The following is a 14,965-nucleotide window of genomic DNA, read 5'->3' as shown; positions in this document are numbered from 1 at the left end:
ACTCGGTGGGCTCAGCGCCCACACCCCCCGGGGGGGGCCCGCACCGCACCGACGTACCGGTGCGGGCCCCCGCTCTTTCGTCCCCGCGTCAGCGCTTGAGGACGGGGGCGGCGATGACGGCGCTGCCGGTGTCCTTGCAGCCCTCCTCCACCTTCAGCCGCAGGCGCAGGGCCCCCTTGATGTCCAGGGACTTGGTGACCGGCTTGCCGAGGTGGACCAGCTCCGAGAAGAGCGCGGGCTTGTCGTCCACGGAGATGGTCACGCGGGCCTGCTCCATGGTCGCGCCGTCGTCGATGCCGGCGGTGAACTCCAGCGTGGACCACGCGCGGTTCACGTCGTACTCGACGGTCGCACCGTAGTAGCAACTGCCGAGGAGGGCCGCCCCGTACTCCTTCGTGTTCAGCTTGGCGGAGCCGACGTCGAAGTTGTGGGCCTCGCCGACCGACGACAGTACGGTCAGATCGGCCACGTTGCTGTCCTTGACCGACCCCGGACCCCCGGGGCTCGACGAGGATGCCTCCGGAGTCTCGGATTCCGTGGGACCGGAAGCGGACGCCGATGGTTCCTCGGACGGAGTCGCCGAGGCCGACGCGGGTGTCTTCGGTGCGCTCGTCGCTCCGGGCTTCTCGTTGGCCGCGGTGTTCTCCTTGTCCTTGTCCTTGTCCTTGTCCTTGTCGCCCAGGAGCCGTACGCCGACCACCGCGAGCGCCGCCAGGACCACCACGGCGGCCACCGATCCGAGGACCAGGCCGGTCCGCCGCTTCCTGGCGGGACGGGGCCGCTCCGGGGCGGGGGCCGGTGCCGGGCTCAGGTGGTACGCGGGTCCGTACCCGGCGGGCACCGACTCGGGAACCGTGGCCGGTCCCGGATCGGGGGCGGTGACCGGCGCCGTGGGCACGTACGGCGCGGGCGGGTCCGCGGACGGCGGCGCCTCCGCGGGCCGGGCGGCCACGGGCGGGGCCGCTACGGGCGGAGCCGCCATCGGCGGGGTAACCGGCGGCGTCGGTGGCGCCGGCGGCGGGGAGGCCGGCTTCGGCGGGGCGTCCTGGAGGGCGGCCGGCCGCGAGGTGGAGCTGGTCGTGGACACCACCGCGTGCCGGACGTCCTTCATCCAGCCCGCCAGGCTCACCGGCCGCTTCCCCGGGTCGACCGAGTAGATCGAGGTGATCCGCGCCCGCTGCTCGGCGTCCAGCACGGCGATCTGCGGCAGCGCGGCCAGCGCCTGGGCCAGCTGCTCGGGCGTGGCGGGCGGCGACTGCCCGCTCAGCAGGAAGTAGGCGATGGCGCCGAAGGCGTACCGGTCCGTGCCCGGTGTCCGCTTGCCGTCGAAGATCTCGGGGGCCGCGTAGCCCTGGGTGAACCAGACCTCGGCGGTCTGGTGGTCGGCGGTCAGTTTGCTGAGGCCGAAGTCCACCAGCGTGGCCTGCCCGTACGCGTCGACCATGACGTTGCCGGGGGAGAGGTCGCCGTGGATCACCTGGCGCCCGGAAGGAGTGGCCTTCCCCGAGTGCAGCCAGTCCAGTACGTCGGCGAGCTGCTCCAGCGTGCGCATCACCTCGCGCCGTTCGGCGGCGGTGGCGAGGGTCCGTTCCGCCCGCCAGTCGCGCAGGTCGAGCCCGTCGACGTGGTTCATGACCAGGACGAGCGCGCGCCCGGTCAGGGTCGAGGACTCCCCGGGCCGGTGGATCGGCGGTCCCTCGAAGTGCTCCCGTACGCCCACCACACCGGGCCGGTGGACGAAGCGCAGCAGCTCCGCCTGCTCGTTCCACTTCCGGCTGATCCGGTCGAAGATCTCGGGCGTGATGGTCGTCTTGGAGTCGAGCACCTTCACGACCACGGGCTCGACCCCGCCCGCGAGCTCGATCTCGGCGAGGTAGAGCACGGCCTCCCCGCCGCGCCCGATGGACCGGAGCAACCGGTACCGGTCGGCTGCCGCATCCGGCCCGATGTGCAGATTCTGGCTGGTCAATTTCCCCCCAGCGCCCGGGAATTGATGGGTGCACAGCTTCCCGTGAGCCGGTTGGCGCGGTCAATGGGGATCGGTATCCCGTTAGGGTGACGATCACTTCTTCAGAGTGGGGGCGCCCAGAGTGAGCGGACCCAGACCACAGGTGCGACCGGGGTCCTCGTAGGAGATCTCCAGGCGACGGCCGTTCGAGACGTCCAGCGACAGGGGTTTCGGCGATCCCACCCGGACCTCGCCGGCCCACACGGGCGAGCCGTCCACCGTCACGCTGATCCGCGCTGCCGCATGCGTCGAGGAGTCGTCGACGCCCGCGACCATGCTCAGGGTCTTCCAGCCACCACCCAGGTCGTAGGCGGCCGAGCCGTCGCAGATCTTGTAGGGGCCGGCAGACACCAGGGCGGTGTCGTACCGCCGGCCGTTCAGCGTCCCCTTGCCCACCTCGAACCACGCGTACTCGCTCTTGGCGGCCGGGGCCAGGGTGGTGAGTGAGACCCCGTCGGAGCTCGGCGAGCCCGAGGCCGAGCCCGAGGCTGAATCCGAGGGCTGCGCGGCAGGTCGGTCGCCGCCCGCCTGCTTCGAGCCGTCCCCGTCCTTGTCACCGAGGAGTCGTACGCCGAGCACCGCGAGCGCCGCCAGGACCAGCACCCCGGCCACGGCGCCCAGTACACGGCCGCGACGCCGCTTCTGCGGGGGCGGGGGCGGGGGCAGGAGCGGGGGCGGGGCCGGCGGCATCGGTGGGGTGTCCTGGACGTCCCGCTGTACGGAGACCACGGCTTGCCGGACGTCCTGCACCCAGGCGGTCAGGCTCGGCGGCCGCTGCTCCGGATCGGCCGAACAGAGCGCGGCGATCCGCGCCCGCCGCTCCGCGTCCAGTACCGCGATCGGCGGCAGCGCGGCGATCGCGTCGGCCAGCAGGCCCGGTACGGCGGGCGGCGACTCCCCGCTCAGCAGGAAGTACGCGATGGCCCCGAAGGCGTACCGGTCCGTGCCCGGCGTGCGCTTGCCGTCGAAGACCTCGGGGGCCGCGTAGCCCGGGGTGAACCAGATCTCGGCGGTCTGGTGGTCGGCGGTCAGTTTGCTGAGGCCGAAGTCCACCAGCGTGGCCTGCCCGTTCGCGTCGACCATGACGTTGCCGGGGGAGAGGTCGCCGTGGATGACCTGGCGCCCGGAGGGGGTGGCCTTGCCGGAGTGGAGCCAGTCCAGTACGTCGGCGAGCTGCTCCAGCGTGCGCATGACCTCGCGCCGTTCGGCGGCGGTGGCGAGGGTCCGCTCCGCCCGCCAGTCGCGCAGGTCGAGCCCGTCGACGTGGTTCATGACGAGCACCAGGGACCGCCCGGTGACGGCGGCGGACTCGCCGGCCCGATGGATCGGAGCGCCCTCGAAGTGCTCCCGTACGCCCACGACACCGGGGCGGTGGACGAAGCGCAGCAGCTCCGCCTGCTCGTTCCACTTCCGGCTGATCCGGCCGAACTCCTCGGTGGTGATCGTCTGCCGGGAGTCCAGCACCTTCACGACGACGGGCTCGACCCCGCCGGCCAGGTCGATCTCCGCGAGGTGGATCACGGCCTCCCCGCCGCGTCCGATGGACCGCAGCAGCCGGTACCGGTCGGGCGCCGTGTCCGGTCCGATGTGCAGATTCTGGCTGGTCAATTTCCCCCCACCGCCTGGCAGTTGATCAATGCACAGCTTCCCGTGCGGCGGTTGGCGGGTCAACGGGAATCGAGCCGACCTCGGGGTGTCGCGCGAGGAGTGAGGCGGGGTCGAGTGGTCAGCGGGTGGCGTCGGCGACGAAGGCGGCCCAGGTGGCGGGGGCGACGGTCAGGACCGGGCCTTCGGTGACCTTGGAGTCGCGGACATGGACGGCGGCGGAGTGGGCGGCCACTTCGACGCAGTTGCCGCCCGCATCGCTGCTGTAGCTCGACTTCCGCCAGTGGTAGGCGACTTCGATGCAGTCGCCGCCCGCGTCGCCGCTGTAACTCGACTTGAACCAGGCCAGTTGCTGCGTCATGACTCTCCTAGCAGGTCGTCCAGCAGGCGCTTGCTGTCCTCGATCGAGAGCGCCTGCGAACGCAGCATCCCATATTTGAGATGGAGGAGATGGACCTCATCGGGGTCGTCCTGGAGGAAGCTGACGTGCTGTCCCTCCAGGTAGGCGAGCTGGTCGTGCTCAGGGGTTTCCAGGAGCACCATCGGGCCTGCCAGACCCGCGTGGGTTTCGCGGTCGGTGCGGATGATCTGGATTCCCACGAAGGGGAGTTCGGACATCGCGCGCAGATGGCGGAGCTGCCCGCGTAGTACCTCAGGGCCGCCGATGGGGCGCTCCAGCACGGACTGTTCGATGATGAAGTGCATCACGGGCGGTTGCGGCTCGCGATGGAAGAGTTTCCTGCGGACCATTCGGTCCTCGGTCTGCTGCGCGATCTGGTCGGCGGGCCGTGGCGGGTAGAAGTTGGCGAAGACCGCCGCCGCGTACTCCGGGGTCTGCAGCAAGCCTGGGACGGCTGCGTTCTCGTACGAGAGCAGGCTGAGTGCCTCCTCCTCGTGCTCCATGTAGTCGCGGGCGAAAGCCGGGTACCGCTCGCGGCGCGGAATCGCCTCCGCCGCCTCGCGCAGTGCTCCCTTCGATTCGAGGAGGGTGTCGAGGACCGCGGCCATCTTCGTGGAGAGCGGCCTGCGGCCCTGTTCCACCGAGGCGATGGACTCGACGTCGCAGTGGGCCAGTTCGGCCAGTTGTTCCTGGGTGAGCAGGGCGCGCTTGCGCTGATGGGCCAGCAGGACGCCGACGACCTTCCAAGAGGCGTTGCGCTGGGGCCTGTTGCTGTGGGGCATGTCGGTCACTTCCCCCTTCGTGGCCCCGCTGACGCACGAACCGCACGTACGGCACCCGTACAAAACCGTTGTACGGGTTGAGTTCTGTAGCGATCGCTAATGAATGTATGTACTGTTGAATTCGTAACGACCGCTACAGAAATGCCGAGGTCCTGCCATGCCCGTGTCCGTCACCACGAAGACCGCCCCCTACGCCCGCACCGTCCGCAAGGAGAGCGGTGGGCCCGGGCTCCTGCTGGCCCATGGGGGCGGAGGGTCGATCGAGAGCAATTTCGGCGCGATTCTGGACGAGCTGGCCGCCCGCCACAGCGTCGTCGGCGTGGACTACCCCGGGACCGGGGGGACCCCGAAGTCCGATGAGCCGCTGGAACTCGACGAGCTGGCCGATCAGTTGGTGGCGGCCGCCGATGCGGAGGGGCTGGAGAAGTTCGCCGTGCTCGGGTACTCCGTCGGCGGGAACGTGGCGATCAGGGTGGCCACCCGGTACCCCGAGCGGGTCACCGCGCTCGTGCTCACCGCCACCTTCGCCCGGGCCGGGAACCGGCTGAAGCTGGTCGCCGACCTGTGGTCGGGACTGGCGGCGCGCGGCGAGAGCGAGCTGCTGGCCAGGCTGCTGGTGCCGCTCGCGTTCAACCCGGCGGTGCTGGAGGGGCTGACCCCCGAGCAGGTGGAGGACGTGGTGCGGGCGACCGCCGGATCCATCCCGGCCGGGGCCGGCGACCACGTCGACCTGCTCCAGGGGGCCGATCTGCGCGCCGAGCTCGCGCGGATCGACGTACCGGCCCTCGTCATCGCGACGACCGAGGACCGGCTCGTGCCGCTCGCCCTTCAGCGGGAGCTGGCGGACGCGCTGCCGGGCGCGCGGCTCGCGGAACTGCCCACCGGGCACCTGCCGTTCGCCGAGCGCCCGGCCGAGTGGGCCGCGCTGGTCACCGGTTTTCTGGCAGAGGCACCGGTGCGCTGAGGAAGCAGAGCCGGGCCTGCTTGGCCGGGAGGTAGACCTCGGGCAGGTCGATCTCCGGGAGCTCGATCGCAGGGCCGAGTACGAAACCGGTCCGCTCCAGGCGGGCGATGGCCTTGTCGTTGCGGGCGTCGGGCTCGGCGACCACGCGCCGGGTGGCGGGGTCGGAGAAGACGAAGGCGAAGAAGGCCGTCATCAGGCCCGCGCTGAAACCGCGTTCGGGGGCGCCGTCGCCGGGGCTGATCAGCAGGTGCACGCCGGTGTCCCCGGGCTGGACCTCGTAGCACTCGGAGACCCGGTCCTCGGCGCAGTCGTACGTCTGGAACAGCGCGACCGGCACCCCGTCGCGGGCCACGATGAACGCGTGGTGCGTGGTGCGGCGGTCGACGTCCTCATAGATCTCCTGGACCAGTTCCCGGCTGGCCTCGCCCATGCCCCAGAAGCGGGCCCGCTCCTGCGTGACCCAGCCGTGGATCAGGGCGGAGTCGGCGGCCGGGTCGACGGGGGTGATGGTGACCGTGCCGAAGCCCTCGACGAGGTGGGTGTGCACGGGCTGTCTGGTGGAGCTCATATCGATTCCTTGGTGAGGCGGGTCCAGTCGGTGACGACGGGGACGAGTTCGCAGCGCGCCCACAGGGGCAGCTGGTCGCGGTGGTGGGGAGTGCCGGTGACGCCGTCCGCACCCAGCGGGACCGCCCAGAGGCTGTCCTCGCGGCGGCCGAGGTCCCAGACGTAACGGGCCGCCGATGCGCGGGCGGTGAGGTCGGTGAAACCGGGGACGGAGGAGGTGGCGTTCACGCAGTCGTGGTCGCCGCCGAGGCCGGGCCACTGGGCCTCCGGGTCCGGCAGCGCCGACCAGGGGGTGAGGCGGTGGACCTCGGCCCAGGGGGTGTCGGGGGCGCCGGCCGCGGCCGTCTCCTCCAGGGCGGCGCGCACGTGGGCCGCCCGGTCGAGGCCAGGGAGGAGGGGCGTGGCCAGGAGGCCTTCGAGGGCGTAGCCGATCCGGGGGACCAGGTAGAGCCAGGGGTGGAACACCTCGGGGCCGGGCGGGGCGCCGGCCAGGTCCGCGAAGACGGGGTCCGCGGCGAAGCGGCGTACGGTCGCGGTCCGGAAGGCCGCGAAGACGGTGGCGTCGGCGCTGTCGGCGGCCATGTGCCGGTCCCAGGCCAGCAGCCGGGCGCGCAGTGCCTCCCCGGCGGCGGTCAGGCCCTCGAAGGCGGGCAGCAGGGCGAGCAGCGGCTCGGCGGAGGCCAGGTGGGTGTCCGCGTGTACGTCGGCCATCGCCTTCGGGGACCAGTCCGCGGAGCCGCTGAGCAGCTCGCGGATGCGGTTCGCGCGGTGCGGAGGCGCGAACTCCACGCCGAGGGGCGAGGCGATCCCGCGCGCGTTCGCCATGACGGCGAAGCCCTGCACCGGCTCGGCGGGGGTCTCGGCCCAGCCGCCCTGCCAGGCGTGGCGCGGGTCCCAGGCGGGCACGGGGCGCAGCCGGTTGGCGCGGTCGCGCAGCGGCACGGCGCCCGCGACGCGGTGCAGCAGGCCGCCCGCGGAATCGGCGGCGTGGACGACGTTCACGGGCTCGGCCCAGCCGTCGAGGGCGCGGTCGATGTCGCCGACGGTACGGGCGCGCAGGAGCGCGGGGAGGACGGCGAAGCCGAGGTCCTCGCGGACGCGGGGCGGGTAGCGGAGGGAGAGGCTCTGCCCGGCGGTGGTGGGGGCGGCTCCGGCCGCGGTGGCCGCGCTGTCGGTGGCCCCGGTGCGGGCGTCGTCCGCGTGGACGACCACCGGGCCGCGGGCGGTCTCCAGGACCTCGACCTCGACGTCCTCGCCGCCGGCCACGGTGATCGTCTCGGTGTGCCGGTGGACGGGCTCCCAGACGCCGTCCGGGCCCAGCGCCTCCACGCCCGCGCCGTCGGCCGTGGGCCTCAACCGCTCGGCGTACAGGTCCTGGTAGTCGGCCATCGCGTTGGTGATGGCCCAGGCGGCGCTGCCCGTGTGCCCGAAGTGGCCGAGGCCCGGGACGCCGGGGACGGCCAGGCCGAGGACGTCGTAGTCCGGGCAGGAGAGGCGTATCTGCTGGTAGACGCCCGGGTCCTCGATGAACCGGTGCGGGTCGCCCGCGATGATCGCCGAACCGCTGGCGGTGCGCTCGCCCGGCACAAGCCAGCCGTTGCTGCCGGCGGTGCCGGGGCCGTCCGTGGCGAAGAGGGTGACGGCGTCGTCGCCGAGGGCGCGGGCCACGCGCTCGCGCCACAGCTTGGTGGCGAAACCGGCGAACAGGACGTGCGTGGCGGTCCAGACGGAGAGCGGAACCCACGGCTCCCAGGGTGTGGGGACGAGTCCGGTGCGCGCGAAGCGCTCGTCGCGGGCGGCGCCGGCGGCCAGCCCGTCGTTGACGCCGTCGACGTACGCGCCGACCCAGGAGGCCGTCCGCGCGTCGAGGGCCTCGTGGCAGCGGCGGGCGGTGTCGTCGAGGCGGCACTGGCGGGCGAAGCTGTCCCAGGCCACGGAGTCCGCGCCGAGGAAGGCGGCACTGGAGCCCTGGGCGCGGTGCCGTTCGACCTCCAGCTGCCAGGCGCGGTCGAAGGCGGTGACGCGGCCCTGGGCGTAGGCGAGGGTGAGCTCGTCGGAGGCGCGCAGGTGGGGGATGCCCCAGGGGTCGCGGAAGACCTCGTACGCCCCGTACGTTCCGCCGGCCTCGTGGGCTCCGCCGGTTGTCCCGTCGTCCCTGTTCGCACTGGTCTCGCTGGTCACGCTGCTCACACTCTTCCCCAAGGTGCATTAGGTTAGGCTGACCTAACTATAGGGGTGTCAGGGGAGGGGTTGGACATGGCTGTCGGCAAGGGCTGGGAGGGTGTGGTCCTCAAGCTGCTCAGGGGCAAGGACTTCACCTTCACGGTGACGGGGGCGGAAGACGTCACGGACAACTACCGCAGGGTGTACTTCACGGACGGCGGGCTGCTGGCGGCCGCCGGGGAGTCGCTGCACCCGACGATGTGGGTGCGGGTGTGGTTCGAGGGCGCGGGCCGGCCGCACCAGCGCGCCTACACGCTGGTGGACCCGGATCCCGAAGCGGGCACCTTCTGCTTCGAGTTCGCCCTGCACGACGGTGTCGCCAGTGCCTGGGCGCGCGCCGCCCGGCCCGGGGACACCGTCGACGCCACCGTGCAGGGGACCGGATTCACCGCCCCCGAGCCGGCCCCGGAGCGGCTGCTCGTCATCGGGGACGCGGCGTCGCTCCCGGCGATCAACTCCCTGCTGGACGCCTACCCGCAGACCCCGGCGACGGTCTGGTTCGAGACGCAGCACGGCTCGGACACCGGGCTGCCGCTACGGGCCGACGCGGACCGGCACGACATCCGCCGGGTGGAGCGGGGCGGGACGGCTCTGGCCGACCGGGTCCGGGCGGAACTGCCGGAGCTGCTCGGTCCGGACCCGGCGTCGGCCTACGTCTGGCTGGCCTCCGACACGGCGACGACCCGCGCGCTGACGGCGTACCTGCGCAAGGAACTCGCCCTGCCGAAGCAGCGGGTGAACGCGCTGGGGTACTGGCGGGCGGCCTGAGCCGAGCCGGGCGTTCCGGATGAGGGCGTTCCGCTCGGGGACGTCCTGCTCGGGGACGTCCCGCCGGGGGGCATCCGGCTCAGGCGCCGGTGACGCCGTCGATCCCCTCGCGGAGGAAGTCCGCGTGGCCGTTGTGGCGGGCGTACTCGTGGATGAGGTGGAGCATCAGCATGCGCAGCGAGGCCTCCTTCTCCCAGCGCGGCACGAACGCCGTCGCGTCGAGGGACGCGGCGTCGGCCTCGATGCGGCGGGAGTGGGCCACCTCCGCCTCCCACGCACCGAACGCCTCGGCGCGGTCGGAGCCTGAGGCGTCGTAGGCGGCCTGGAAGTCGTGGCTGTCCGACCACAGGTGCGGCAGCTCCTCGCCGTTCAGGACGCGTCGGAACCAGTGCCGCTCGACCTCGGCCATGTGCCGGACCAGGCCCAGCAGGGACAGGGTGGACGGGGGCATCGAGGCGCGGCGCAGCTGCTCGTCGTCGAGGCCCTCGCACTTCCAGGCGAGGGTGGCCCGGTGGTAGTCGAGGTAGGCACGGAGGGTCTCGCGCTCGTCGCCGGTGAGGGGCGGGATGATGCGTTCGATGGGTTCCATGCGCATGATCCTGCCCGTCGGTCCCGCGCCGGGAAAGGCCTTCGCCCCCGCCTGCGTCCCGCCTTCGCCCGGGCCTGCGCCCCCGGTGTCCTAGTCCCTCGACCAGATGTAGGGGACGGTCACGCCGAGCACCCCGAAGCCCAGCCGTTCCAGGATCGGGCGGCTGTCCGCCGACGCGTCCACCTGGAGGTACGGGATGCCGCGTTCCGCCGCGATGCGGGCACGGTGGGCGACCAGCAGCCGGTAGATGCCGCGGCCCCGCCACTGCGGATCCGTGCCACCGCCCCACAGGCCCGCGAACGGGGTCCCCGGCCGCATCTCCATCCGGGCCGCGCTCACCGGGGTGTCGCCCGCCATCGCCACGACGGCGGCGACGGAGTCCGGCTCGTCGCGCAGCAGGTCCAGCATCAGCTCCCGGATCCGCGGCCGCTCGGTGCCGAAGGCCCGCGCGTGGACCTCCATCATCAGGTCCACCCCGGCCTCGTCCGTCACCACCCGCAGGGTGATCCCCTCCGGCGGTTCCACCGGCAGCCCGGCGAGCTCGGACACCCGGCCCACCATCAGCGTCTCGGGCGGCTCCGGCACCAGGCCCGCCGCCCGCAGCCGCTCCCCGAGGTCCGCCGGCCGGTCGTGGTCGTAGAGCTTCCACTCGAACTCCGGCACCTCGCGCCCCGAGAAGTACGCGACCTGCGCCGCGATCTCCGCATCCGCCGTCCCCTCGTCGAGGTCCGACCAGAGCACGCCGTTCCAGCCGAGCGCGGGCGCGGTCTGCCGTACGACCGGGCCCACCCGCTCCACCCGGGCCTGGGCGGAGTCGGGCTGTGCGTCGCGGCGCATCCGGGCGTCGTACTCGGCCCGGGCCTTGCGGAGTCCTTCGAGATCCATCGTCATCGCCCCAGCTCACCAGTGTCCGAGGCGCCCCCACAACTGCATTAACCTCACCCCGTGAACGACGACTCCACCATCTATACCGGCAAGGCGGCCCCCGACGCGGCCGCCGACCGCGGCTGGCTCCTCGGCCACTTCAAGGACCCCTCGGACCCCCGCCACAGCGCGGACGTGGAGATCAAATGGGGCGTCCACGCCAAGGGTGAGGAGCGCGAGCGCTGGGCGACCGCCGAGCGGCGCACCGCACTGCTGGTGCTGATCAGCGGACGCTTCCGGCTGGAGTTCCCGGGGCGGACCGTCGTCCTCGCCGAGCAGGGGGACTACGTGCTGTGGGGCCGCGGCGTCGACCACTCCTGGTACGCCGAGGAGGACGCGGTGGTCCTCACCGTCCGCTGGCCCTCCATCCCGGGCTACCGGGTCGACGAGCCCGAGGACCGAGACGAGACCGCCCCCGACGAGGCGGCCCGCGACGAGGAACGGCCCTCCGTCCACGCCCCGCGGTGACCAAGGTCCCGCCCTTCCCCGCCCCCCTGTGACGATGCACACGAAAGGGGCCAACGATCACGAAACGCTGAGATCGTGGCGGTGTTTACCAGTTCAAGAGTTGTGCGTTCTTTGCGGCGGGTCGTCTCCCGGTAAAGATCCGAACCACCAGGGAGCACGTCCGTTGGCAGCAATCGCACGGTGGTGCATGCGGCACCGACTCCTCGCCGTACTGATCTGGCTGCTCGCGCTCGGCGGCACGGCGGCGGCCGCGACCACCGCCGGATCGGCGTTCTCCAACGACTACGAGGTCCCCGGCACCGAAGCCGGCAAGGCCAATGCCCTCCTGCGCGCGGGCTTCCACGGGCAGGGCGGAGACACCGACACCGTCGTGTGGCGGGCCCCGGCGCATCAGAGCGTCCGCAGCCCGGCCGTCGAGGAGCGCATGGTCCGGGCGCTGGACGCCATCTCCCGCCTCCCCGGCGTCGGATCGGTCGCCGGCCCCTACGGGCCGGGCGCCGAGAGCGCCGCGCGGATCAGCCCCGACGGGCGCACCGCCTACGCCGTGGTCACCTTCGACCGGCAGGCCGACTCCGTACCCAAGGCCCAGGCCAAGGCGGTCGTCGAGGCGGCCAAGAACCCGGCCACCGAAACCGACGGCCTCCAGGTCGAACTCGGCGGCCGCGCCATCGGCCTGACCGAGGCCCCCGCCGCCCACCTCGCCGAGGTCATCGGCGTCGCCGTCGCGGCCCTCGTCCTCTTCCTGGCCTTCGGCTCGCTCGCCGCGAGCCTGCTGCCCATCGCGACCGCGCTGGTGAGCGTCGGCACCGCGTACTTCGGCATCACCCTGCTCGGGCACGCGATGCCGGTCGCCGACTTCGCCCCGATGCTCGGCACCCTCATCGGCCTCGGCGTCGGCATCGACTACGCGCTGTTCATCGTCACCCGGCACCGCAAGGGCCTGGCCCGCGGCCTCCCGGTCGAGGAGGCCGCCGAGAACGCCGTCGCCACGACCGGCCGGGCCGTCGTCTTCGCCGGAGCCACCGTCTGCATCGCGCTGCTCGGCATGCTGGTGCTGCGGCTGAACTTCCTCAACGGCGTCGCGATAGCCGCCTCCGTGACCGTGGTCCTCACGGTCGCGGCCTCCGTCACCCTGCTCCCGGCCCTCCTCTCCTGCATCGGCATGCGCGCCCTGTCCCGCCGAGAGCGCCGCAAGCTCGCCGCCGAGGGCCCGCAGCCCGAGCGGACCACCGGCTTCGCCGCCCGCTGGTCGGCCTTCGTGGAGCGGCACCCCAAGCTGCTCGGGGCCCTCGCGACCGCCGTCATGCTGGTGCTGGCGCTGCCCACCCTCTTCCTCCACCTGGGCACCTCCGACCAGGGCAACAACCCGGCCGGCTCCACCACCCGGCAGGCCTACGACCTGCTGGCGGAGGGATTCGGGCCCGGCACGAACGGCCCGCTCACCGTGGTCGCCCGCCTCGACGGCGCCGGCGACCGGCTCGCCGTCGACCGCCTGGCCGACGCGCTCCGTACGACGAAGGGCGTCGCCTCCACCGGCCCGGCCGTCTTCAACCGGAGCGGGGACACCGCCGTCCTGACCGTCGTACCGGACTCCGCCCCCCAGTCCCGGGCCACGAGCGACCTCGTCGACACGCTCCGCGAGGACGTCATCCCGCGCGTCGGGCACGGCAACTCGATGGAGGTCCACGTCGGCGGTGTGACGGCCGGCTACGACGACTTCGCCGAGGTCATCATCGGGAAGCTGCCGCTCTTCGTGGGCGTGGTCGTCGCCCTCGGCTGCGTGCTCCTGCTGCTGGCCTTCCGCTCGATCGGCATCCCGGTCAAGGCGGCGGCCATGAACGTCGCCGCCGTCGCCTCCTCCTTCGGAGTGGTCGTGGCGATCTTCCAGTGGGGCTGGGGCAGCGAACTGCTGGGCCTGGGCAGCGCCGGGCCGATCGAACCCTTCCTGCCCGTGATCATGGTGTCCGTCCTCTTCGGACTGTCGATGGACTACCAGGTCTTCCTCGTCAGCCGGATGTACGAGGAGTGGCTGGAGACCGGCGACAACAAGCGGGCCGTCCGCGTCGGCCTCGCCGAGACCAGCCGGGTCATCAACTCGGCGGCCGTCATCATGATCTCCGTGTTCCTGGCCTTCGTGCTCAGCGGCGACCGGATCATCGCGATGTTCGGCATCGCGCTCGCCGCGGCGGTGGCCCTCGACGCCTTCGTCCTGCGCACCCTGCTCGTCCCGGCCCTGATGCACATGCTCGGCGGCGCCAACTGGTGGCTGCCCGCCTGGCTCGACCGACGGCTCCCCAAGATCAGCATCGAGCCCCCCGAGCGCCGTCCGCATGCGAAAATTCCGGCACAGCGGCCGAGCGGAGACACCGCCAAGCCGGCTGACTCCGTAACCGTGTCCAGCTGACCAGCCGTAAGGACCTGACACATGTTCGCGATAGACCTGGCCGAAGACGCCCAGCTCAAGCCGCTGGAGGTGTGGCACGCCGAGGAGTTCCTCGCCCACATGGACCGCGGCCGCGAGTACATCGGCCAGTACGTCGGCTTCCCCGACCGCGCCACCGACCTGGACTCGGCGCGCGAGCTGCTCCGCACCAACGCCGAGAAGGCCGCGAACGACGGCACCCGGTTCTTCGGCATCTGGGTCGACGACACCCTCGTCGGCGGCGTGCTCTACCCGGCCTTCGACGCGGCCGGCGGCAACTGCGAGGTCGGCTGCTGGCTGGAGCCCGCCGCCGCCGGACGCGGGCTGGTCACCGCCGCCTGCCGGGTGCTCATCGACTGGGCCTTCAACGGGCGCGGCATGCACCGCGTGGAGTGGCACGTCGCCACCGGGAACAAGAAGAGCATCGCGGTCGCCGAGCGCCTCGGCCTGACCCGCGAGGGCGTGATGCGGGAGAACCACCTGCACCGGGGCGTGCGCCAGAGCACCGAGATCTGGGCGGTCCTCGCGCACGAGTGGCCCCCGGTCCGCCCCGCCTGAACCGTCCGCGGGCCCCGCCACCGCGGGGCCCGCCGGATTTCTCATGAACCTCTCAGACAGGCCGCTTACGGTGCCCCGCATGGACACCACGAAGACCCCCGCCCCGAACGCCGTCGACCTGGAGAAGGCCGACACCGAAGCCACGGCCGCAGCCACGGACCTGGACCAGGATCCGGAGGCGGACCTGGACGCGGACGCCGAGCTGGAGGCCGAGGCGCTCGCCGCGGAGCAGGGCGAGAACGAGCAGCCGAGCCACGTCGGATCCGCTGCCTCCGCCATCGTGGCCGCGGGGCTCTCCGTCGTCGCCCTGAGCGGAAGCTGGGTCGCCGGCATAGTGTCCGAGCGCACCAGCATCACCGGCCGCCTGGAACTGACCCAGGCCGCCGACGCCAACGCCCAGATCGCCGCCCAGTTCGTCGGCCCGTGGCACAGCACCGCCCTGGTGAACGGCATCTTCTCCACCGTCGCCCTGATCATCGCCGTCTTCGTGCTGGCCCTCCCCGCCTTCGGCACCCCCGAGCGCCACCTCCCCACCTGGGTGCGGTCCGTCTCCTGGGCGTCCATCGCCCTCGGCGTCCTCGGCGTACTGCTCTTCGTCCTCATGTACTTCGACCTCCTCCTCGCCGTCCCGAAGGCAGCCGGCGTGGCCGGCTAGGTACCGCCTTAGGTCTCCCCGGCCCGAACGGG

At 72.4% G+C, this 14,965-nt stretch carries 14 protein-coding genes; 6 read left to right on the top strand and 8 right to left on the bottom strand.

All coding sequences use genetic code 11. The features are described from left to right. Nucleotides 1-88: 88 nt before the first annotated feature. The 4 genes from ACFWBN_RS20935 to ACFWBN_RS20920 form a co-directional block, all read right to left on the bottom strand. Entirely contained in the window at nucleotides 89-1,969 is a 1,881-nt protein-coding gene (locus ACFWBN_RS20935) for a protein kinase (protein ID WP_385178380.1), read from the bottom strand. 93 nt (nucleotides 1,970-2,062) lie between these two features. Next, entirely contained in the window at nucleotides 2,063-3,616 is a 1,554-nt protein-coding gene (locus ACFWBN_RS20930; RefSeq protein ID WP_385178379.1) for a protein kinase, read from the bottom strand. A gap of 118 nt (nucleotides 3,617-3,734) precedes the next feature. Continuing rightward, nucleotides 3,735-3,974, bottom strand: coding sequence for a DUF397 domain-containing protein (locus tag ACFWBN_RS20925; RefSeq protein WP_385178378.1), 240 nt, complete (start codon nucleotides 3,972-3,974; stop codon nucleotides 3,735-3,737). After that, complete coding sequence (locus ACFWBN_RS20920; RefSeq protein WP_385178447.1) at nucleotides 3,971-4,795, bottom strand: Scr1 family TA system antitoxin-like transcriptional regulator; 825 nt, start codon at nucleotides 4,793-4,795, stop codon at nucleotides 3,971-3,973. The genes ACFWBN_RS20925 and ACFWBN_RS20920 overlap by 4 nt, the downstream gene beginning before the upstream one ends. Before the next feature lie 157 nt (nucleotides 4,796-4,952). Between ACFWBN_RS20920 and ACFWBN_RS20915 the strand changes: the two genes are divergently transcribed. Next, nucleotides 4,953-5,759 carry an alpha/beta fold hydrolase gene (locus ACFWBN_RS20915; protein ID WP_385178377.1) on the top strand — a complete coding sequence of 269 codons (807 nt, stop codon included), beginning with the start codon at nucleotides 4,953-4,955 and terminating at the stop codon, nucleotides 5,757-5,759. Here ACFWBN_RS20915 and ACFWBN_RS20910 read toward each other — a convergent pair. Further along, a complete protein-coding gene (locus ACFWBN_RS20910) occupies nucleotides 5,725-6,327 on the bottom strand; it encodes a GNAT family N-acetyltransferase (RefSeq protein WP_385178376.1) in 603 nt (200 codons plus the stop codon). The genes ACFWBN_RS20915 and ACFWBN_RS20910 overlap by 35 nt on opposite strands. Continuing rightward, nucleotides 6,324-8,402 carry a penicillin acylase family protein gene (locus ACFWBN_RS20905; protein ID WP_385178446.1) on the bottom strand — a complete coding sequence of 693 codons (2,079 nt, stop codon included), beginning with the start codon at nucleotides 8,400-8,402 and terminating at the stop codon, nucleotides 6,324-6,326. Before ACFWBN_RS20905 ends, ACFWBN_RS20910 begins: the two co-directional genes overlap by 4 nt. A 180-nt stretch (nucleotides 8,403-8,582) precedes the next feature. On the opposite strand from ACFWBN_RS20905, the gene ACFWBN_RS20900 reads away from it, so the two are divergent. Further along, nucleotides 8,583-9,317 carry a siderophore-interacting protein gene (locus ACFWBN_RS20900; protein ID WP_385178375.1) on the top strand — a complete coding sequence of 245 codons (735 nt, stop codon included), beginning with the start codon at nucleotides 8,583-8,585 and terminating at the stop codon, nucleotides 9,315-9,317. Nucleotides 9,318-9,396: 79 nt separating this feature from the next. On the opposite strand, the gene ACFWBN_RS20895 is transcribed toward ACFWBN_RS20900, so the two are convergent. Both ACFWBN_RS20895 and ACFWBN_RS20890 read right to left on the bottom strand, forming a co-directional pair. Then, on the bottom strand, nucleotides 9,397-9,906 hold the full coding sequence (locus ACFWBN_RS20895) for a DinB family protein (RefSeq protein WP_385178374.1): 510 nt from the start codon (nucleotides 9,904-9,906) through the stop codon (nucleotides 9,397-9,399). A 90-nt stretch (nucleotides 9,907-9,996) separates the two neighbouring features. After that, nucleotides 9,997-10,797, bottom strand: coding sequence for a GNAT family N-acetyltransferase (locus ACFWBN_RS20890; protein ID WP_385178373.1), 801 nt, complete (start codon nucleotides 10,795-10,797; stop codon nucleotides 9,997-9,999). Nucleotides 10,798-10,851: 54 nt separating this feature from the next. Between ACFWBN_RS20890 and ACFWBN_RS20885 the strand changes: the two genes are divergently transcribed. The 4 genes from ACFWBN_RS20885 (at nucleotide 10,852) to ACFWBN_RS20870 (ending at nucleotide 14,933) form a co-directional block, all read left to right on the top strand. Continuing rightward, a complete protein-coding gene (locus tag ACFWBN_RS20885; RefSeq protein ID WP_385178372.1) occupies nucleotides 10,852-11,298 on the top strand; it encodes a signal peptidase I in 447 nt (148 codons plus the stop codon). Between the two features lie 163 nt (nucleotides 11,299-11,461). After that, entirely contained in the window at nucleotides 11,462-13,702 is a 2,241-nt protein-coding gene (locus ACFWBN_RS20880; RefSeq protein ID WP_385178371.1) for an MMPL family transporter, read from the top strand. A 21-nt stretch (nucleotides 13,703-13,723) separates the two neighbouring features. Further along, complete coding sequence (locus ACFWBN_RS20875; protein ID WP_385178370.1) at nucleotides 13,724-14,278, top strand: GNAT family N-acetyltransferase; 555 nt, start codon at nucleotides 13,724-13,726, stop codon at nucleotides 14,276-14,278. 79 nt (nucleotides 14,279-14,357) lie between these two features. Beyond that, nucleotides 14,358-14,933, top strand: coding sequence for a hypothetical protein (locus ACFWBN_RS20870; RefSeq protein WP_385178369.1), 576 nt, complete (start codon nucleotides 14,358-14,360; stop codon nucleotides 14,931-14,933). Nucleotides 14,934-14,965 lie beyond the last annotated feature (32 nt).

It is taken from the genome of Streptomyces sp. NPDC059989 (assembly GCF_042736975.1).
Taxonomy (GTDB): domain Bacteria; phylum Actinomycetota; class Actinomycetes; order Streptomycetales; family Streptomycetaceae; genus Streptomyces.
Note: the sequence above shows the minus strand (reverse complement) of the source record. Positions and strands in the feature narration are given on the sequence as shown.